A 20,053-nucleotide genomic window follows, 5' to 3' on the forward strand; every position below is an offset into this window, starting at 1 on the left:
CGATGATACTATATGCCTATTATTACAGAATTTTAGAAAAAGGGAAAGGCTTTTTGCCTTTCCCTAAAAATTAGCTGCAAAATTAATTTCAGTTCCGCCAAGTCTCTCCACTTTTTCTTCTTTTCCGTTCATGGCATTGATGAAAATCCGGTACGTATCGTTATCCAGCACTCCGAGAAATTCATACGCTAATACTTCTTCTCCCATGTCATTATCGATTACTGCCAAGAATTGCTCCTGTATATCGACATTTGGGTTAACGTTATTTCTTGCCTCGGTTTCAGAAATTTCCGGTTCCGGTATTTCACGTTCGGTGTGATTCATAAAATAGTTATTTGCTGTCAGGCCAATAATTTCTCCGTTATCTAGAGCAACCTTGACTTCCACAGCATCAGAGTATACACGGACATCATTTTCATTATGGAGGAATGAATATACGCCAATATTGTTATACTCGCTGCTTTGGAAAAGCGACATATCCTCTAGATCGTTGGTGTTCAGATATTCTTTTGCTTTTTCAGCACCTGCATTCAAGCTGACCTTGGCATCGTTGATTGGCCGGGTGATGAGAAGGGTTAACGGGTGTCCTCCCTGTTTTGACATATCCATATATGCCCGCTTTTTGTCCGTGTTATATGAAATACTATACATAGGTATGTCTGAACCTTCGCCAGTTTCTGCAATGGTCAGTTCATCTTCCTTTTCTGCACTTAAAATCTCTTTGCTTTTGTTTAGGGCCTCTTCCTCACTGATTTCTTCACCAGTCAGCGATTTATATTGATGCTCTTTTGTAGATGTACCGATTATTGCGGGACCGGTATTGTTCTCTGCAAATTCTTCTACTGACTTCTCAACCGTCTTAAACCCATCAATAATGGTGTTATCCACCTGTTCATCCTCATTGGCAAGTGCAAGCTGCACGTCCATCCACCTCAGATTATTCTCGAGAGCGATATGCTGCACTTCCCTTAATTCATTTTTGATATCGCCTGATTGTTTATATAGATTCTCTAATCTTTCCGACTCTTCGTCTGTAAGCGGGGAGTTTTCCAGATCTCTTACCGCGGTATGATATGTGAAGTCTCCTATTTCAGAAAGAAATTCTTCCGTTTTGTTAAATGGCAGTAAACCGAGTGGGAGCTGTCCGACATTGGCCAATGCATCTGAAGTGATTCTCCAAATTTCTACAAATTGCGGGGATAGTCTTTCCGTTGAATTCATCGCAATTGCTGTTCCGATTTGGTCATGTAAATGATCCATATTATAAGTAAGCTCATGGAACGAACGCTGGTACGTATTTTCTGCCTGAATCAAGATTGCGTTTTTTTCCTGATGTTCCAAATATCCCCAAAATGCTGTCCCTGCAATACCCACTGTGAGTACTGCGATTAATATCCACCGAATCATGTATTACTCACACCTTTCTATTTACAGAATATATGCTTTCCAATCTGTTTGATCTGCGGCCTGGTCCATATCCAGCCAGAAGTTGCTGTGTCAGGGTTGAAATAGTAAAGTGCATTACCTGAAGGGTCCCACCCATTAATGGCATCAATGACTGCCTCTTTTGCCCTTTCGTTTGGTGTCAGCCAAATCTGCCCGTCTGCAACGGCAGTAAATGCCCTCGGTTCAAATATTACCCCGGAAGCTGTATTTGGAAAGGTAGGACTTTCAACCCGATTTAAAATGACGGCAGCTACTGCAACCTGCCCTTCATATGGTTCGCCCCGTGCTTCCCCATAAACGGCATTGGCCATTAACTGAATATCGTTTTGAGAATAACCTTGCGGGACATTTACGGCAGTTACATTGTCACCACTACTTGTATCATTATTAGCCGTTCCCTGGGATGTTGATCCACTTCGGTCACCGCCTCCATAATGGGAGAAATTTTCTCCTGCATTGATCTTTCCTTTAACATAACCTTCGTCATAATCGCTCGCTTGGACAAGTTTGTCCTTTGTCGTCTGTCCGGCCAACCCATCTATCTCCATGCCGAACTCGTATTGAAAGTTTCGAAGCGCCCAATAAGTTCCCCATCCAAATACACCATCAATTTTTCCATTATAGAAACCTAAATATTGTAATCTGGATTGCAGTTCAATGACGTCATCGCCGACCGCACCCTGCTGTATTACTTGAGAACTGAATGCCTTGGCAGTATTTGTGGATGAATCTGTTTGAAGCACAATCAATGATAAGCTGATAATCAAGAATAGAAAGGCAACTCTCCGGTAAGTCATACTTTATCCTCCATTCGTTCGTTTGGATTGCAAACCTATTTTTTGAGTAATTATCCTTTTTATTCATGTTTGGAGATTTAATTAAAGACTGCTTTTGCGAGTATCATTGTTTTCATCTCTAAAGAGGAAGCAATTTGTACGTAAAACCGCCTGTTGAAGGGAGCTGCGTAGTGTAATCAACCGATGGATATATGTGGGGCAATAAGACCTGCTAAAACAAAATTCTTTTAAGTGAGAGCGAAAAAAACTCCTGTAATCAATATGATTACAGGAGAAAGGTTTCTTTATCATTTTCATACGAATTCAAATAAGAATCGTTTGCAGCCTTCATTCTCTGTAAGGCTACGATCCAAAGTACAATCATGAAAGGGATAAGCAGATAGAACCAGCTGCTTGTTTGGCTATAACTCTTGAGAATGAAGTTATATGTTCCATGCAGCATGAATGGAAACAGAAAAGCCAGTGCGATATTTAGTTTGCGGTTTTGCTTTGACATCTTGGCCTTTCCTAAATAAAAGCCCATAATGATACCGAAAAGCGCATGGGAAGAAACTGGAAAGAAAGCCCTCAGAAAAGCATATTCAATTCCATTTGTTAATAGATATAAAATATTTTCTACTGATGCAAATCCCAAACTGATGGAAACCGCATAGACAATTCCATCATAGTGGTTATCGAATTCGGGATGATTGTATATTAGAAACATGAATATGAACCATTTGAAAAACTCCTCGAACAATGCAATCTGAAAAAAGGATTCAATAAAACTGCTATCACTTACATGTTCTGTAGTGATGGCATATTGGATGAACATAATCGGAAACACCAATAAAGTACCAGAAATAAATGTCCGGACTATGATTGGCAACGGTTCTGTTATTCTATCTTTCAAGTAAATGAAAGACATTAAAGCAACTATGGGAGCTATTCCAGCGGACAAGATTGCAATCATGGTTTCATACCCTTTCCAATTCCATTACTTTTATCGTATCATTAGTTATTGGTAATGGAAATAGAAAATTATAAGCGGGTGATATTGATGAAGAAAGTACTAATTATACATACTGGTGGAACCATTTCCATGCTAGAAAATAAAGAGACCGGAGAAGTAAATGCTGCAGATAGTCATCCATTGACAAAGACGATTGATCAGTTGAAAACATTTGCCGATATTGAGGAGCTTATTATGTTTGATCTGCCCTCCCCTCAGATTACTCCAAATCATATGCTTAAACTGGCTAATAAAGTGAATGAAATAATCGATGGTTTCGATGGAGTCATTGTGACACATGGCACAGATACCCTTGAAGAAACCGCGTATTTCCTTGATTTGGTCCTGACGACAGACAAACCAGTAGTCGTGACAGGTGCAATGCGCTCCAGTAATGAAATTGGCTCAGATGCATTGTATAACCTAATCAGTTCACTGCGGGTTGCCGTTGACGATGAAGCAAAAAATAAAGGTGTACTCGTCGTGATGAATGATGAAATACACGCGGCAGAAAATGTAACAAAGACATCAACCAGCAATGTCGCAACCTTTCAAAGTCCCCAATTTGGACCTATTGGTGTGATTACAAAGGATTCGATTATTTTTCATCGGACAGTGATCACCAGACATAAGCAGCCGATCGAAACAATCTCAAAAAATGTATTTCTGCTAAAGGCCTTTGCCGGGATGGACGAACAGCTCCTTCATGCAGTTTCTGCTGCAAATCCTGACGGTCTCGTTATTGAAGGTCTTGGTCAGGGGAATTTGCCAAAGACAACGGTTGAGCCGATCCGGAATCTGCTTAGGAAAAAAATTCCCGTTATACTTGTATCAAGATGCTTTAATGGTGTTGTACAACCGACCTATGGTTATGATGGCGGCGGAAGACAGCTGAAAGAAATGGGTGTCATATTCGCCCAGGGATTATCTGGACCAAAGGCGAGAATCCGGTTATTGATTTCCCTTGAGCATACAAAGGATTTAAGTGAATTAGTAAGGCTCTTTTCGTAAGTATCGTTGTCATCTCTAACATTCTATTTGATAGAAACAGCGATGTAACAGGAACGGATTGGTGCTTTATCCCCACTCCGGAAATACACTTCGCTTTCCGCGGTCTCGCACTAAGCCAGGGTACTACTTGCAATTGCTTCCTTGTTCCCTTGCACCGAGGAAGCATACTGCGAAGCGTAACTAGAAGACGCAGGTGCATCTAGCGGGGGCTTAGCGTCTTCAGTTTTTCTGAAGACAAAAAAGCCAAAGTGAATTTCCTCATTCTATGCTGCTCTGTCAATTTTTTGTAGAAATTATGGTGTGGTAATCCCCACTCCGGAAATACACTGCGCTTTCCGCGGGCTCGCGCTAAGCCTCCTCGCTCGCAAAGTTCGCTCTCTGTGGGGTCTTAGCGTCTTCGCTTTCCCGCAGGAGTCTCCGTATATTTCCTCCGTTGTGTTGAGTGGATTAACATCTTATCATATTTAACTTTTAAATCTCTAAATAATCATTTCTTTGAGATTGATTGGAGCGCAGGGCAGTCGACTCCAGCGGGAAAAGCAACAGCTGAAGATCCCGCAGGAAGTGGGTTTCTTCCGAGGAAGCTGAAGCGTTGCCCGCGGAAAGCGACTGCCCGGAGCGGAAATCGGCCGGAGCAGTTTTCGTGTTTATTGAGTTTTTTCTTAAAACAGCCAATAGAAAAGATATTCCAATGAATAAATAAAAAGGGATAGCAGAATTTCTGCTATCCCTTATGTATGGATTTGGCTATCGCTTCTCCGTGGAACCTTCCGTTTTCAATAAATATTTCATTGTTATTATAACCGGCAGCCACTACCCCTGCTATATATATACCATCTACATTTGTTTCATATGTGTTCGGGTTATAGTCAGGTTTGCCGTTCTCTTTGTCAATTTGGATACCCGCATCGATCAGTAATGTATAATCAGGCCTGTATCCGGTCATTGCAAATACAAAGTCATTTTTCAGTGAAGTTTCCTGTCCGCTTGCATTATAAATAACCTTGTCGTCTTTTATTTCAACTACTTGAGCATGGAAAATCATGTTAATAATGCCTTTATTGACTAATGATTTAAATTCCGGAATAATCCATGGTTTGATGCTTTTTGAATACTCTCCTCCACGATAAAGCACAGTGACATGTGCACCTGCACGATGCAGTTCGAGTGCTGCATCTACAGCAGAGTTTTTCCCGCCTATCACAACAACATCTTTATCGTAATAGGGATGGCCCTCCTTAAAGTAATGCATGACCTTTGATTTATCTTCTCCAGGTATGTTCATCGTGTTCGGCTGATCATAATAACCGGTGGCAATAATTAGTTCCGATGCAATATAGGAACGGGTTTCTCCATTCAAAAGCTTGGTAGAAACCTGTATATCATCTGCTGATTTGCTGATGCTGATTGCCCGTTCATATGTATTCATACGCAATTTCATCCGCTTTGCTACTTCCCGGTAATAGGACAGGGCCTGAATTCTGACTGGCTTTTGCTTTTCGTTAATGAAAGCCATGTCTCCCAGCTCCAGTTTTTCACTGGAGCTAAAGAAGGTCTGATGCGTTGGGAAATTGTGAATGGTATTTACAACATTCCCCTTTTCAATAATTAATGGATTTATTCCGAGCTTTTTCAACTCTATCGCAGCAGACATACCACAAGGTCCACCACCTATAATAATTACTTTCTCTTTTTGCATGGCTATGCACTTCCTTATACTTATGAAATGTGTTCCGTAAAATTAAAAACTCTTAACCTGTAAGAGTTTTTTATTTAATATAGGAATTATGTCTTTACTCTGAATGTACTGAATCGAACTGAACTATACCCATCCGCGGAATCTGGAAGCCTCAGCCATTTTCCGAACACCGACCATATAGGCAGCAAGACGCATATCAACACGTCTCGTTTCAGCCGTTTGATAGATAGAATTAAAGGATTTAATCATAATTTCATTTAATTTCCTGTCTATTTCTTCTTCTGTCCAATAAAATCCTTGGTTATTCTGTACCCATTCAAAATAGGATACCGTAACCCCGCCAGCAGAAGCCAGCACATCTGGGACAAGAAGTATACCACGTTCAGTAAGAATCCTGGTAGCTTCCATGGTGGTTGGCCCATTTGCAGCCTCCACCACTATACTTGCCTTGATTTTGTGGGCATTTTCTCTGGTAATCTGATTTTCCACTGCGGCCGGAACGATAATATCACAGTCCAGTTCAAATAATTCTTTGTTGGAGATAGTGTTGTTGAACAGATTTGTGACGGTCCCAAAGCTATCTCTCCGGTCAAGCAGGTAATCGATATCTAAACCATCCGGGTCATGCAATGCTCCATAGGCATCGGAAATTCCGACAACTTTTGCACCAGCATCATAAAGGAATTTGGATAAAAAGCTTCCGGCGTTTCCAAAGCCCTGGATAACCACTCTGGCCCCTTTTATATCAATGCCTTTCTTTTTGGCAGCTTCGTTAAGCACAATTGTAACACCTTTAGCCGTCGCAGACTCCCTGCCATGCGAACCGCCAAGCACAATCGGCTTTCCAGTGATAAATCCTGGACTGTTGAATTCATCAATCTTACTGTATTCATCCATCATCCATGCCATTATCTGAGAGTTGGTGAAAACATCAGGTGCTGGAATGTCCTTTGTAGGTCCGACAATTTGGCTGACAGCGCGGACGTAACCGCGGCTTAATGCCTCCAGCTCCCGAAAAGACATTTCACGAGGGTCGCAGATAATTCCTCCCTTTGCACCACCATATGGAAGATCAACAATACCAGCCTTAAGACTCATCCAAATAGATAATGCCTTAACTTCTGTTTCTGTTACATCCGGATGAAAACGGATTCCTCCCTTAGTTGGGCCAACTGAATCATTATGCTGTGCACGATAGCCGGTAAAAACTTTTACCGAACCATCATCCATCCGTATGGGAATGCGCACTGTCATCATTCGTAATGGTTCTTTTAATAATTCAAATACTTCGTTAGGGTAACCTAGTTTTTCCAATGCGGTTTTTACAACAGTTCGTGTTGAACTTAATACATCCATGTTTTCTTGGTTTGCTTTGGTAGAATCTGCTGCTTTATCGGCTACCATGTATTAACCTCCTACAAATATACATAAAAGTTTTATACATCCTACTCAGAGATTAGTATACACTTTCGTGACAAATATGCAATAAATATAAATTGCTTTCAGATAGCTTTAAATGGCGTTTTATTTGCGGTTTTCCATCGTTAATGACACAAATTTTTCTATCATTTCCCCGTAGTCAATACCGATAGATTTTGCCGCATCCGGGAACAAACTGGTCGGGGTCATTCCCGGCAAAGTATTTACTTCAAGAATCACAGGCAAATTTTCTTCAGTCAGAATAAAATCCACCCTCGAATATACTTCACAGCCAAGCGACTGATGTGCAAGGACTGCATAGGATTTTATTTTGCTGGTAGTTTCTTCGTCGATTACTGCTGGTACAATATGTTCACTGCCGCCTGGAGCGTACTTGGATTCATAATCATAAAATCCATTTCTAGGTATGATTTCTATAATTGGCAATGCCTCTTCTTCACCCTTTTGCCCCATCACAGCGACAGTCAGTTCTCTGCCTTTGATAAACTCTTCCACCAAAATCGTGTCATCACTTGCTGCGGCATTATGGACTGCATCTGCAATTTGTTCAGCATCCCTAACAATGGTCAGACCTAGTGTAGAGCCTTCCTTGTTCGGCTTTATGACAAACGGCGGCTGGAAAGCCTGACTGATTTTCTCTGCAATCTGTTCGGTATTATTTGCTGGTGTAACCGCATATACCTCACTCTTTGCCAGCGGGATATCATTCATCTTGAATACTTGCTTTGCTTTAGCTTTATCCATAGCCAATGCTGAGGCAAGAACACCGGACCCGACATATGGCAGACCAAGCATATCCAATAATCCCTGAATTCTTCCGTCTTCACCAAATTTACCGTGAAGTCCAATATAAACAAGGTCTACATTCAAATTAACGATATTGCTCAAATCATTTGGATTGAAATCAATCCCTAATACCTCATGTCCTTTATCTTTTAAAGCATTTATAATTCCTTGACCGGAAGATAGGGAAACTTCGCGTTCTCCGGAAATCCCCCCATAAAGTACTGCGATTTTCATTTTTTTGGCACTCCTTCATTCTTCTCTATATCTGGATTTGTATCTAATTGGTTTCATAAAATGTTTCTATAATTTGTTTGATTGCATCCTTCTGAAAGATGACTTTTCCATACTCCTGTAGTCTATAGGAGGTAATAATGCTTGGATTGGAGTATTCCGACATTACACCTATAATGTCTTCTTTATTCATATCGGAAAGGTCACCTTCATCTAAGACGATATAATAGCGTCCATTCATATGGTATACTTTTCCGCCATCAATAGCTAATGGGAATAAGTAGGAGGCAACCTGGATAATGTCCTCAAATTCTTCAAAAGAAAAGATCAGTTCTTTACTTTCATCAAGAGTCACCTTCATCTCGATAAAATCTTCATCCAAACTGAAATCTTCATATTGCTGGGTAACAAAAATATGCATGCCTTGTGCCTGCATAAGGTGGACCTGTACAAGCAGCATTCCTTCGAGTTCAATACCGAGTTCACTGCTGGCCTCATACATCATATCACTAAAAAGGTTACGGACGCTCGATGCATCATGCCATAAATCGTCTTTTGTAAAACCGCGTTCAATCAAATCATCAAACGTTAAAAAAATTTTAAACTGGTCATTAGACAAACGTTCTATACGCATACTGCATCCCCCTCATTTAGGTGCCTATTGGTAACGAATTGCTATCCTCATTATAGCAATTAAATGTAATAGCAAGCACTTTATACACTATATGCATATCATCTATATGTTGAACAGTGCAATATGTTTATCTTTACTTATTATTTCTAAAAGTAATCTCATGGCATTCCGCTTTTGTCCCAATCCTAAATGGAAGCAAACGGTAGCCATATCCTTCGCTTACCAGTCTATGCGTAGTCTGATCAACCTGATAGCCACCTCTTTGGTAAGGGCCATATCCGAAGATGCGAATCTGCCCGCCATGCGTATGACTTGAAAGGAATGTATGTATTTTATGTTGCTCTGTTTCAGGTAATTCATCAAACGTACTTGGTGAGTGTGCAGTTAAAATTATATATCCTTCTTGATTATCGTCAAGAGCAAAGCCAGTTCCTTCTCTTTCATCCTCTCGATAATCCAGTCCAATAAGGGTAAGACTGGAGTTATTTCTGGAAAAGGTTGTTTTTGCTTCTTTCAATATAGAGACGTTTTCTTCAGCGAGCAACGAAGAAATCTTCTCTTGGCCAGCATCATAGTCATTATTGCCCCAAACAAAATAAATTGGAGCATCGAAGTTTTTCAAGACTTTGAGATTTTGTCTGGTTCGATTGACCGGAACCCATTTCTCCGTTAAGTCACCACCAATCACAACGGCGTCAATTGCAGAATGTGCCTTGATAAGCGTACTCTTTCTTATCCGCCTTCGGTGAATGTCAGAAATGAAAAGTATTCGAAAACCATTAAATTCATCGGGCAATCTCTCGTCCACAATTGTCCGCCTGTCCAATGTATCATGGTGTGCTTTATACGTCATGTATACAATTGGAAGAGCTGCTGTGCAAAGAGGCTTTATTATTTTGTTAATCAACCGCATCTTCTCCCATTTTCCAGTCTAATTAAAACCATTCATTCCCTAAAAAATAGTATGCTCCAATAAATATGATGATAAGTATTAAAATAACGGACAGAAAACGAGATAATGGTTTGCTGATTTTCAGGCTCATCCGGGTGTTTTCCGAATGTATCTCTTTTCTGGGTGGAAGATTAAGGATGTCAACTTCACGTCTCTCATCTGTTTCTGCAGATTCAACATTCACATCAGCTGTATCCTGTTCACGTTCATTTTCCAATTCTTCTACCAAATTTCGCAGTTCTTCTGCTTGATCATTTGATTCCTCTAATTTTGAATTCATTGCAGGACACCTCGCTTCTTATAACGGATTACCATTCCTAATAAAAAGTCGACCAGAAAATGGAGGGTGATCGTAACCAGCAGATTATTAGTCCGCTCATACATGTATCCAATAAAAAAGCTTATAAACATAATGGAAATAAATAATACCGGCTTCTTTAAATAGCGTAAATGCACAAAAGCAAATAGGGAACTTGCAATTAAATACCCGAATACGTTTTGGATTACTCCCCTAAACAGCAATTCTTCAGAAATAGCGACAAATAATGTGAAGCTAAAAATAAATCTGACTGACCGGTTACCAAAGATTCGCTCATTGATTCCATCATCATCATAATATTTTGGAGAGAGCCAGAACAAGAAGAGAACGTCAATCGAAACGATTAATAGTCCCGGCAGCACCCCGCAGAACAATAGTTCGGTTATATCCCATTGGAAATACAGCTGCCAATCCGTTAATTTATCAAAAAGGAAGCCGCTTAACAGAATGCTTAAAATGAAAAATAATGACTGTGAGAGAAACAGCTGTTTTTTTAGTTCGGAATCAGACAGCTGCTTAATAATTTCACTTTGTTTCATTATATTCTCCAGCATATTCTCCTGCCATACTATCTCCACCCAATAAAAGGTCTTGCAGCTTCGCCTGCCAGCTTGAAAAATATCGCTGGTTAGCGGATGTTTCCACTGGCTTCCAGTCACTCCATATGAAACCGCAGCTGCTGCAGCATGAGTGCTCCGGAATTCGATAGGTTGACTGAAAAGATCTGTACAGGCCTTCACGAAGACAGGTTGCTGTATGTACCCAAGCTAGAACTTCATTTAGCTTGTCTTCCTTGTATAAAGTACGTTCTTTTATTAGATTCTTTAGGGATTCCATTACATATTGCCAATTCTCTTTTTGATAAAAGATATGATTATTTTTTATAATACCATGTTTTTCTAATTGGTAACGAAAAAATCTCCATTGTGTTTCACTTAGCTGTAATTGATTGGCCATTTGCTCACTCGTAGCATGATCGATTGCCTGATCTCCCTTTGACATCCAATAAAGCTGCTGAAATAAGTTGGCTAAATCTGTTTCATCCGGGAGTTCATTTTTAATCATATTCGTTGGGATAAAAGCGTCCATCGGCGAAAACAACAATAGACCAACACTGGATTCCCCGTCTCTTCCAGCCCTGCCAACTTCCTGAATATAGGATTCCAGCTGCAATGGAAGATGATAGTGGATAATTAGCCTAATATTTGGCTTGTTTATCCCCATCCCAAAGGCACTAGTGCAGCAGACGATATCAAGCTGGTCATTCATGAATTGCTGCTGTATGGAAATTCGATCCATTTGTTCCATGCCGCCATGATAGAAAGCAACTCGTCTGTCCGGTAATTTTTCTGATAACAATACTGCAATCTTTTCTGCTGCAGCTCTGCTTGTGAAATAAATCAATGATGGCACATGGTATTTCTTGAATAGCTGTATGATCAGGTCCGTTTTCTCCAAATCATCCACTACTTTTTCAACACAAAAAGTGATATTTTCCCTGTCCATCGGATAGACTTTCTTGATCATATCCGGTCTGTTCAGCGAGTGGATTATATCGCGCTGTACTTCGGGTGTAGCTGTCGCGCTTAATGCCAGTACTGTTGGCTGGTTCAAAGCCTTGATTGTTTCGCTAAGTTTCAAATAATCTGGCCGGAATTCATGTCCCCATTGTGAAATGCAGTGTGCCTCATCGATTACAAACAGCCGTACATCCAGCCTGCTTAGGCGTGAGACCAATTCCGTCTGCTGCAATATTTCAGGAGATACATACAATAGCTTATAGCTTGCTAGATTATGATAGACCGACCTTCTCTCTGCTGGGCTCATGAAACTGTTGATGGCTACTGCTTCTTTAAAATTATTCGCTTTTAATTCCTTTACTTGATCAATCATTAAAGAGATCAAGGGGGATACAACTACTGTTAAACCTTCCTGGATCCTTGCAGGCAGCTGATAGCATATTGACTTACCTGACCCAGTCGGAAGGATCCCGAGTACATCCTGTCCCTGCAATATATCCTGTATGATCTCCTTTTGGCCTGTCCGAAACGACGTATATTGAAAATAATTCTTTAATGCATCTTCCAATAATGGAGTATGCTGCATATTAATCACCTTGTTTTTCCTTATTGACTGCCAGCACCAGCCTGATTTGAAAATAACTGATATGATCGCTAACTGCATGTTTAATATCTTTTAATCTAAAGGACTTGTATTGATTTACTGCCGATAAAATTTCATCGGTCTCCTCGGCAGTCACATATTTGAGTACAGGGAAATCGGATTCATATAAAGCGACTTCCACAATATGGTCGTGGATGGTATTTGTTTTAAGATTCCTCATGGCAGCGATTTGATCGATTGTATAGTTATTACTTAGCAGCTGATATGTTTTGTGTGCTGAATGCGTAATTTGACCGGAACCCATTAGATCCTTTAAGATGTAGGCCAATAAAGGAAATGCCTTTTTATCTTCTATAACAGTCGCTATCATTTTATGTACAATACCAGTAAGTAAAAGGTGTACGTGATCGACTTCCATGCAATATTTTTCAGACAGCTGGCCTATGCTGAGTCCATATTTTCTATATCCGGTCATGCGGTCGACGAAGACAGAAGCATCTTCGTCAGGTAGCTGCAGTAATATGCTATAGATCTCTTTATGTAATTGTTGGAGTATCGCCGCTTCCTTTGTCCTCATCTTCCTATAGGACTGTTTAACCCATTGTTCAGCAGAATGGTTATCTGTTACAGGGATAAAATGATAATGCTTCATTCTCACATTTGTCAGAGACTGTATAAGCAGCAGCATCCGCAGATGAAAGACAGCTGCAATTTCATTGTACTGTAATCCATGGAAATATTCGATTTTGAGCTGCTGCTCATGTTCGGTAAGCCAAGATACGGCAGACTCTGCTAATCTGTATATACCTTCCTGATTTTCATCGCTAAGCAAGTAACCGGAGTCTTCCAATTTCGATATTCGCCTATTAAATCCTTGTTTGGTAAGATTGCTGTAGATTCCATAGAATCTTTCCAATTGATATAGATGTGCATCCTGTAAGGTCTGAATCGATTTTTTACCTTTCAATAAATGATAAATGTTGGAAGCAGTTCTTTCTCCTTCCAAATTTGAAAAGCAAGTTAGGATGATAGCCTTAAAAATCAAATGAATTCCTCCTTTCCGATTTGTTGATAAGCTATATTTACTTGAAAGGCAGTTTTTTAAAATCTAGGATAGTCGACTCCGGGAAAATCAACAGCAGAAGCGCCGCCACGGAAAGCCGCTGTTGCTGTTAGGAAGCAGTTTCTATCAGCTGTGTATTAAAACAACAATATTTAGGAACAGAATATCTATTGAAATAAACACTATTCAGTTTTAAAATAAGCAGTGGGTTTCGTTTTAGGAGGAAAATGAATGTCAAAATATACGATTGTTGATAAAGATACCTGTATTGCCTGCGGGGCATGTGGTGCTGCCGCCCCCAAAATATTTACATATGATGATGAAGGCCTATCCTATGTGTCTATTGACGATAACACCGGTACTTCTGTTATACCAGGGAAATGGGAAGATGACTTGCTGGATGCGCACGAGGGATGTCCGACAGAATCAATCAAAGTATCTGACTCGCCCTTTAATGGAACAACATTTAGCTATTCAGAATAGTATTTAATCTCTAGAAGTCAAGTATACATGGAAAAAGTGTTTTTGAAAAATGATATTTCAAAAACACTTTTTTATTCAAGCTTTTTTTAAAAAGAGGGCTGCTTAGGTAAAATCGCTGAATGATGGTCGTGCTTCTTCCATCTATCCTTACATTTTTTCTGTTGAAGCTAATAGTGCTTTCCACAATGCAAACCTAGCGGCAGTTAATCCCATTCATAGTAAAGCGAAACATTAAAATCCTGCCTTTTCAGTCCCTTAAATCAATTGGATTGACCGCTGCAGGAACAGAAATTGGTTCGGGAAGATAATAATGACCTATCTGATCAATAGGAGCATTCGTGAATTGGACATATTCATAGCCATAACTTTTGGCTGTCATGAGCATTGCTTCAATCATGGTCAGCTCCTCCTGCCCGTTTTCAATACGGTCCCCTTCCTGAAAGGTGATAACGAGTGTATTACCGGTCACTTTAGTTGTGAACTGTATATCATCTGGAATAGTACGATTTATATTAAATTCTTTCTGATCATTTCTCATTTCCGAAAAAGCTTGATCAATCGTAAGATCCTCTGAATCTGAAACCGGGAGCAAAAATTGACGATTGTAGAGCTTATAAACTGTTTTGGTTTCCTGCAATGGAATTTCCTGGATGGTTCCATATGGTCCAAGATCAACACCATTATTATCTTTGGAATGTAACACGGCTTTATTTATGCCGTATGGAGTGAACATCGCCGTAAGCATTTCTGCGAAAATATTAGCATTTGAAGAGCCCTCACCGATTGAGAATTCTTCTCCCAGATTGATCAGAACCTCTGATTTCTTTAGCTCAAATGTTACACCTTTCAGCATATATTCATTTAAACCCCATTCATCGTTTTTCATATAACGATCCAGCTTATTGTAATATTCATGAAGGTTTTCATTGTCAGCTATAAGAAAAGAGATTGGAATCACGTACTGCTGCTGGATATCTGAACCGGCACCATGGACAACTTTCATTCGATCATCATTTTCATTAAGAACATAACTTTCCATGGGTACTTCTGCGATCCTATTAGATTGTTCTTGTTCTACCGCTTGCCCTGCTGCATTTGAACTTGAGTCCTCTTCTATTCGATTCATGATACCTGATTCGGTCGCTTCCTTGCTTTCGCTGTAAGTATCTGCCATTTGCATATCGGCGTTTTGATTTTCTTCGTTCGCCGGCATATTCTGGAACAGGATGAACGGAATAAAGATGAGAAGTGCTACAGCTATTAAAGTAGCTGATGCGGGTATGAATTTTGATGTTTTTCCTTTGTTTTTCTTATCATTTGAAACAGCCGAGGAAATTCGGTTATATAACGCAATTTTCTCTGTGTTGTCCTTTATGACAGGCAATTCTTGAATATTTTGAATGAGCTCTTGTTGTTCGTTGTCTGTCCTGCTCACGAAATATCCCCTCCCTTCTCTTTTTCATCAAGCATAAGTCTTTTTAATGTTTTGAGACCTCGATGCTGTGTTGTTTTGACTTTACTTACACTGAAATTAAGAATTTCCGCGGTCTCTTGAATGGAAAATGATTGCAGGTACCTAAGGATCAATACGCTTTTCTGATCGATAGTACATTTATCCAGATAGTAATAAACCTGTTTAATCTGCTCATTTTTAACTGCGAGTTCCTCAGGCAGATCATTTTCTGCTGGAAGCATTTCACCCTTTTCTTCCCAATTAAAAAAATCCAGGATTCTATTCCTTTTCCGCTTTACGGAACGGAAATAATCATATGTAACATGCCTTGCAATCGAGAAAAGCCAAGTCTTTTCACTGCTTTGACCTTTAAAGTTCTCATATGACTTCAATACTTTAATATAGACTTCCTGGACCAGATCTTCCGTAGTTTCCTTATCTTTCACCATGTAATATATATATTGGAACATATCTTGATGATAGTTATCGTATAACGAATCGAAAACGGCCTTCATAGAGAGCCTCCGTTCAGCTAAATAGTCGTAATAAATATGAAAAGGTTACAATAATACTATATGTTACTAATTAAAAGTGCAACAGCCTCCGTATAATAATTACCCATCCATGTAAGGTTATGGGGTCCAGGGCCTTAATTTAACGTGTAAACGGACATTGTTCTATCATCTGCAGCGATTCAAGAGCAGCAAGACATTTAAAAGGAGCAAAATAAAAAAATACCAGCCGTCTTCAGCTGGTATTTTTTATAGTAAATCTCTGATCGGCATATTTATGGAATAAGTGGGAGATCAGCGGATATAAAAGTACAATAAATACGGCATTGCCAATAGCATGGCTCGTATCAAAAGGCAGTCCCGCAAGATAGTACGGCCAGAACATTCCTGTGAATTGATAATTTGTCAGGGAAAGAATAAAGCCATACAAATATCCACTGAATATAGCAAACAGGATGATAGCGGGCAGAGGAATTCGTTTAAACAGTCTGCCGAGGATACCACTTAATAATCCGATAATACTCCATGAAATAATCTGCCACAAAGTCCATATCCCCATCCCCATCAGCATGTTGGAAAGAAATGCAGTTAAGATTGCCAAAAGGAATGCCGAAAATGGTCCAAGGATAATCCCGCATATGATAATAAGCGATGTTACCGGCTGCACATTCGGAATGAACTGGAAGATAAATCTTCCAGCAATGGCCATTGCTGCCAATAAAGCAATGATTGTGATTTTATAGGTGTTCATAGCTTATTCCCAGCTTTGCAAATCAAAGACGACTTTATCTCCCGGTGAAAGTTCATATTCATCTGCCCCAACAGTTGCCATCTCATCATTGACAAAGTACATCCAGGCCGTTTTATCTTCCTCACTAGCCGAGACTCTTTCGATTGACGTGATGTACGCCCCATCTCTCTCGATAAAGAAATTATCCTCCATTACATCCAGCAAAATCTCGCCTTCTTCAATTTGGATTTCTTGTTCGTTTACAGACTCTTGCCCCTCGTTGATGGATATCGTTATGCGAACAGAGTCTTCTGGAACCTCTTCTGTTTGTGAAGTATTGTTAGTACTGACAGAGGTATTGCTGCCCTCTGTACTCTCTTCGGGTGAACAACCGATCAATAACCCGATTCCCAGAATAATGACTGCAACCTGCATCATCCATTTTTTCATGATATTCTCATCCTTTATAAAAATTATTATTGGAACTGAATCTCTCCAAAAAGAAAATCCGCCTCAAACAATCCAGGCGGATAACAGACATACAAATAATATTAGATAGCAATTGCAATATGTATTCGTAAGTCCCAACAGCTCTTATCCCCGGAGCATGGAAACAATTGTAGATGGCAGGTCTACTGACTGATGATTCAAGCCTACTTTAAGCCCTTCCCATATGATTAGACATACAGTGGATTGCTTATTTCGTAATCAATTACAGTTGCGAGGACAGCTCCAGAATTTCACTGGATTCCCTTAGCCAATTACAATATTCATAATAGTATTCAATTCCAATACAGTCATATCATAGCATACGGAATTTCGTAAGCATAGTTTTATTTGTCGCTGTGATTCTGAGGCAAATTAAAACTGAAGGTTGTGCCTTGATTCAATTTGCTTTTCACCTGAATATTGCCTTGATGTGCATCGACGATATTCTTGGCAATTGCAAGGCCAAGCCCTGTTCCCTTTTTCTCTTTGTTGCGGACTCTTGATTTATCCGCCTTATAAAAGCGCTCAAAAATAAAAGGTAAATCCTCTTCAGGTATACCGCTGCCGCTGTCTTTCACTTCAACCTCCAATGCATCAGAGCTATTGGTGACCGAAACTTGTACGGTTCCCCCTTCTGTTGTGTGTCTGATGGCATTGTCAATCAGGTTTGTAAAGACCTGCTCAATCCGATCCGGGTCGAGATTTGCTGTCGGATGATCGATTCTTGATAAGAAGTTTAGCTCAATCCGATTATCGGAAGCGAGACCCTTGAATTTATTTACGACTCGTTTTACATAAGAGGCAAGTTCAACTGGTTCAATATTCAAGTGAATCTGTCCTGCTTCCATACGGGCAAGATCAAGCAATTCATTAACGAGCCGTCCCATTCGCAGAGATTCCTCATGAATGATCTGGGCCAGTTCATTTTTAGCTTCATTCGTATCAGCGATGTCATCAACAATCGCTTCACTGTAACCTTGCAGCATTGAAATCGGCGTCCGCAATTCGTGGGATACATTGGCAATGAAATCTTTACGAAGTTTATCCAACCGTCTTTCTTCAGTCATGTCTCGGACGACGGCAACCGCACCCCTTACATAGGACTGATCATATAGCGGTGTCATCAGCATCACATAGTTTCTTCCTTGCAGTCCAAACTCCCGCAGTACTGCCTGTTCGGTTTTAATAACTTCTTGAAGCGCCTCGCTTAGTTCGACCGGAAGCTTGTGGTTGTCAATCTCATCAACGTCATTCTCGTAATACCAGTTTTCGATATATTTTTGTGCCGGCGGGTTGATGACGAGAATGTCTCCGTTTCGATTCAGTGTAACCACGCCATCGGCCATGGAACTTACGATACTTGACAGCTGTTCTTTTTCCTGCCGCAATGCATTAATGTGAAACTTAAGCTGTCTGCCCATACGATTGAATTCCATTGCAAGCTCCCCGATTTCATCATGTGTGAGCACAGGAACCTTCGTATTGAACTCTCCTCTGGTCAAATCGTAGGCTGCCTCCCGCATTTTGATCAATGGTGACGTAATACGTGTTGATAGGAATACAGCAAAGAAGGTGGTCAGCATAATGGCAATTCCTGCACTGAGCAGAATTAACTTTGTTGTTTGGGCCTTGGTCTGATTGATGATATCCAGAGACTGAAACACAAATATTGCACCATCATCATTTACTGGTGCTCCTACCATAATGATTTCTTTCTCTTTATCGGGAAGGCTAACCTGCTTCTTTATTTCGTGCTGCCTGCGTGTGACTTCATCGAACTCATCCCTTGATTCAAGCCAGGCACCATCCGGCAGTACATTTTCATTACTGCTGGTGGATACCCACATATCATTCTCTCCATAATAGATAGCAATCCGACTCGAAGGATCCTTCAGCATTTCTGACATATCTTCTATAAACGATCGTTCCTGGTCCAGTTCCACCAAGGAAGAAATTTTGGTTGCTGTCTGAAGCATTTCGTCTTCCGCTTCCTGAATATGAAAGTTTTCGAAGAATTCCATCAGGAAAATTGACAGGATGGAAAGTACGAAGGCAACGAGCAGCAAGATTGTTAAAGAAAGTTTACCAACTACACTGCGCCAGAACATTATATGTCATCAACTTCGAATTTATAGCCTACTCCCCAAACAGTCACAATCATTTTTGCAGCTGATTCGGATACATTGCTCAACTTTTCGCGAAGTCGTTTAACATGAGTATCTACGGTGCGAAGGTCCCCAAAAAATTCGTATTGCCACACTTCTTTAAGCAAATGCTCTCTATTGAATACCTTATCAGGTGATTTGGCCAGGAAGCATAACAGTTCATATTCCTTCGGTGTAAGACTGACCTCTTCTCCATCAGCAGTAACCCGATGGGCATCATGGTCAATCGCAATATGTGGAAATACCAAAATATTTTTAGTGGGTGTTTCCGTTTCTGTGAATGAAGCGGATGATACTCTCCGTAATAATGCTTTGATACGCAAAACAGCTTCCCTCGGACTAAACGGCTTTACAATATAATCATCAGCACCAATTTCAAAGCCTTGAACTCGGTTGGCTTCTTCCCCTTTTGCGGTCAGCATGATCACAGGGGTGTTTTTTTCTTTTCTTAGTTCCTGACAGGTCTCAATGCCATCCATCTCAGGCATCATGATATCCAGTATAATCAAATCATATTCTGTATTTAAAGCCTTCTCCAAGGCGTCCTTGCCATTTTCTGCTTCTTCAACCGTATAATCTTCCCGCTCGAGGTACATACGAATGAGTCTGCGAATTCTTTCCTCATCATCTACAACTAGAATTTTTGCATTTGAATCCATGTAAGCTCCCCCTATATTCAACTCTAATAATAAATTATAAACCAATACTATAAAAATGTATAAAAAAAC

The 20,053-nt window shown here is 40.2% G+C and carries 21 protein-coding genes and 1 riboswitch; of the genes, 2 read left to right on the forward strand and 19 right to left on the reverse strand.

From position 1 onward, the window contains the following. Window positions 1-63: 63 nt before the first annotated feature. From ypeB to prsW, 3 genes are all read right to left on the reverse strand, one after another. Entirely contained in the window at window positions 64-1,407 is a 1,344-nt protein-coding gene (gene ypeB, locus OMHG_RS10345) for a germination protein YpeB (protein WP_010650705.1), read from the reverse strand. A 17-nt stretch (window positions 1,408-1,424) separates the two neighbouring features. Next, window positions 1,425-2,243: a spore cortex-lytic enzyme gene (gene sleB / locus OMHG_RS10350; protein ID WP_010650706.1), complete on the reverse strand. Its 819-nt coding sequence runs from the start codon at window positions 2,241-2,243 to the stop codon at window positions 1,425-1,427. A 265-nt stretch (window positions 2,244-2,508) separates the two neighbouring features. Continuing rightward, window positions 2,509-3,195, reverse strand: a complete 687-nt coding sequence (gene prsW, locus OMHG_RS10355) for a glutamic-type intramembrane protease PrsW (protein WP_010650707.1) — start codon at window positions 3,193-3,195, stop codon at window positions 2,509-2,511. Between the two features lie 87 nt (window positions 3,196-3,282). On the opposite strand from prsW, the gene OMHG_RS10360 reads away from it, so the two are divergent. After that, window positions 3,283-4,245, forward strand: coding sequence for an asparaginase (locus OMHG_RS10360; protein WP_010650708.1), 963 nt, complete (start codon window positions 3,283-3,285; stop codon window positions 4,243-4,245). 471 nt (window positions 4,246-4,716) lie between these two features. Here the strand turns inward: OMHG_RS10360 and OMHG_RS18325 are convergent, their stop codons facing one another. The 10 genes from OMHG_RS18325 to OMHG_RS10405 all read right to left on the reverse strand — a co-directional run bounded on the left by OMHG_RS18325 (window position 4,717) and on the right by OMHG_RS10405 (window position 13,475). Further along, entirely contained in the window at window positions 4,717-4,920 is a 204-nt protein-coding gene (locus OMHG_RS18325; RefSeq protein WP_154648232.1) for a hypothetical protein, read from the reverse strand. 49 nt (window positions 4,921-4,969) lie between these two features. Further along, entirely contained in the window at window positions 4,970-5,944 is a 975-nt protein-coding gene (locus tag OMHG_RS10365; RefSeq protein WP_010650709.1) for a YpdA family putative bacillithiol disulfide reductase, read from the reverse strand. 123 nt (window positions 5,945-6,067) lie between these two features. After that, complete coding sequence (locus tag OMHG_RS10370) at window positions 6,068-7,348, reverse strand: Glu/Leu/Phe/Val family dehydrogenase (RefSeq protein WP_010650710.1); 1,281 nt, start codon at window positions 7,346-7,348, stop codon at window positions 6,068-6,070. 120 nt (window positions 7,349-7,468) lie between these two features. Next, window positions 7,469-8,404: a D-alanine--D-alanine ligase gene (locus tag OMHG_RS10375; protein ID WP_010650711.1), complete on the reverse strand. Its 936-nt coding sequence runs from the start codon at window positions 8,402-8,404 to the stop codon at window positions 7,469-7,471. Between the two features lie 43 nt (window positions 8,405-8,447). Next, a complete protein-coding gene (locus OMHG_RS10380) occupies window positions 8,448-9,035 on the reverse strand; it encodes a genetic competence negative regulator (RefSeq protein ID WP_010650714.1) in 588 nt (195 codons plus the stop codon). Window positions 9,036-9,168: 133 nt separating this feature from the next. Further along, the gene (locus OMHG_RS10385) at window positions 9,169-9,888 is read right to left on the reverse strand and encodes a metallophosphoesterase (RefSeq protein ID WP_237566180.1); all 720 of its coding nucleotides are present in this window, start codon (window positions 9,886-9,888) and stop codon (window positions 9,169-9,171) included. An 82-nt stretch (window positions 9,889-9,970) separates the two neighbouring features. Beyond that, complete coding sequence (locus OMHG_RS10390; RefSeq protein WP_010650719.1) at window positions 9,971-10,267, reverse strand: hypothetical protein; 297 nt, start codon at window positions 10,265-10,267, stop codon at window positions 9,971-9,973. Further along, window positions 10,264-10,845 (reverse strand): CPBP family intramembrane glutamic endopeptidase, encoded by a 582-nt coding sequence (locus tag OMHG_RS10395; RefSeq protein WP_044476910.1) that lies wholly within the window; start codon window positions 10,843-10,845, stop codon window positions 10,264-10,266. The genes OMHG_RS10390 and OMHG_RS10395 overlap by 4 nt, the downstream gene beginning before the upstream one ends. After that, window positions 10,832-12,412 (reverse strand): RecQ family ATP-dependent DNA helicase, encoded by a 1,581-nt coding sequence (locus tag OMHG_RS10400; protein ID WP_044476911.1) that lies wholly within the window; start codon window positions 12,410-12,412, stop codon window positions 10,832-10,834. Before OMHG_RS10400 ends, OMHG_RS10395 begins: the two co-directional genes overlap by 14 nt. A gap of 1 nt (window position 12,413) precedes the next feature. Then, window positions 12,414-13,475, reverse strand: a complete 1,062-nt coding sequence (locus tag OMHG_RS10405; protein WP_010650723.1) for a YpbB family protein — start codon at window positions 13,473-13,475, stop codon at window positions 12,414-12,416. Between the two features lie 249 nt (window positions 13,476-13,724). Between OMHG_RS10405 and OMHG_RS10410 the strand changes: the two genes are divergently transcribed. Then, window positions 13,725-13,976: a ferredoxin gene (locus tag OMHG_RS10410; RefSeq protein ID WP_010650724.1), complete on the forward strand. Its 252-nt coding sequence runs from the start codon at window positions 13,725-13,727 to the stop codon at window positions 13,974-13,976. 247 nt (window positions 13,977-14,223) lie between these two features. Here the strand turns inward: OMHG_RS10410 and OMHG_RS10415 are convergent, their stop codons facing one another. The 6 genes from OMHG_RS10415 to OMHG_RS10440 all read right to left on the reverse strand — a co-directional run bounded on the left by OMHG_RS10415 (window position 14,224) and on the right by OMHG_RS10440 (window position 19,984). After that, the gene (locus tag OMHG_RS10415; RefSeq protein ID WP_010650725.1) at window positions 14,224-15,411 is read right to left on the reverse strand and encodes a hypothetical protein; all 1,188 of its coding nucleotides are present in this window, start codon (window positions 15,409-15,411) and stop codon (window positions 14,224-14,226) included. Continuing rightward, window positions 15,408-15,944, reverse strand: a complete 537-nt coding sequence (locus tag OMHG_RS10420; protein WP_010650726.1) for an RNA polymerase sigma factor SigX — start codon at window positions 15,942-15,944, stop codon at window positions 15,408-15,410. The genes OMHG_RS10415 and OMHG_RS10420 overlap by 4 nt, the downstream gene beginning before the upstream one ends. A 232-nt stretch (window positions 15,945-16,176) precedes the next feature. Next, on the reverse strand, window positions 16,177-16,692 hold the full coding sequence (locus tag OMHG_RS10425; RefSeq protein WP_010650727.1) for an ECF transporter S component: 516 nt from the start codon (window positions 16,690-16,692) through the stop codon (window positions 16,177-16,179). A 3-nt stretch (window positions 16,693-16,695) separates the two neighbouring features. Next, on the reverse strand, window positions 16,696-17,121 hold the full coding sequence (locus OMHG_RS10430) for a DUF4430 domain-containing protein (protein ID WP_010650728.1): 426 nt from the start codon (window positions 17,119-17,121) through the stop codon (window positions 16,696-16,698). Window positions 17,122-17,279: 158 nt separating this feature from the next. Beyond that, window positions 17,280-17,448, reverse strand: a riboswitch (cobalamin riboswitch). Window positions 17,449-17,504: 56 nt separating this feature from the next. Beyond that, the gene (locus OMHG_RS10435) at window positions 17,505-19,268 is read right to left on the reverse strand and encodes an ATP-binding protein (protein ID WP_010650729.1); all 1,764 of its coding nucleotides are present in this window, start codon (window positions 19,266-19,268) and stop codon (window positions 17,505-17,507) included. Next, window positions 19,268-19,984: a response regulator transcription factor gene (locus OMHG_RS10440; protein ID WP_010650730.1), complete on the reverse strand. Its 717-nt coding sequence runs from the start codon at window positions 19,982-19,984 to the stop codon at window positions 19,268-19,270. Before OMHG_RS10440 ends, OMHG_RS10435 begins: the two co-directional genes overlap by 1 nt. Window positions 19,985-20,053 lie beyond the last annotated feature (69 nt).

The organism is Oceanobacillus massiliensis str. N'diop, from assembly GCF_000285495.1.
Lineage (GTDB): Bacteria > Bacillota > Bacilli > Bacillales > Amphibacillaceae > Oceanobacillus > Oceanobacillus massiliensis.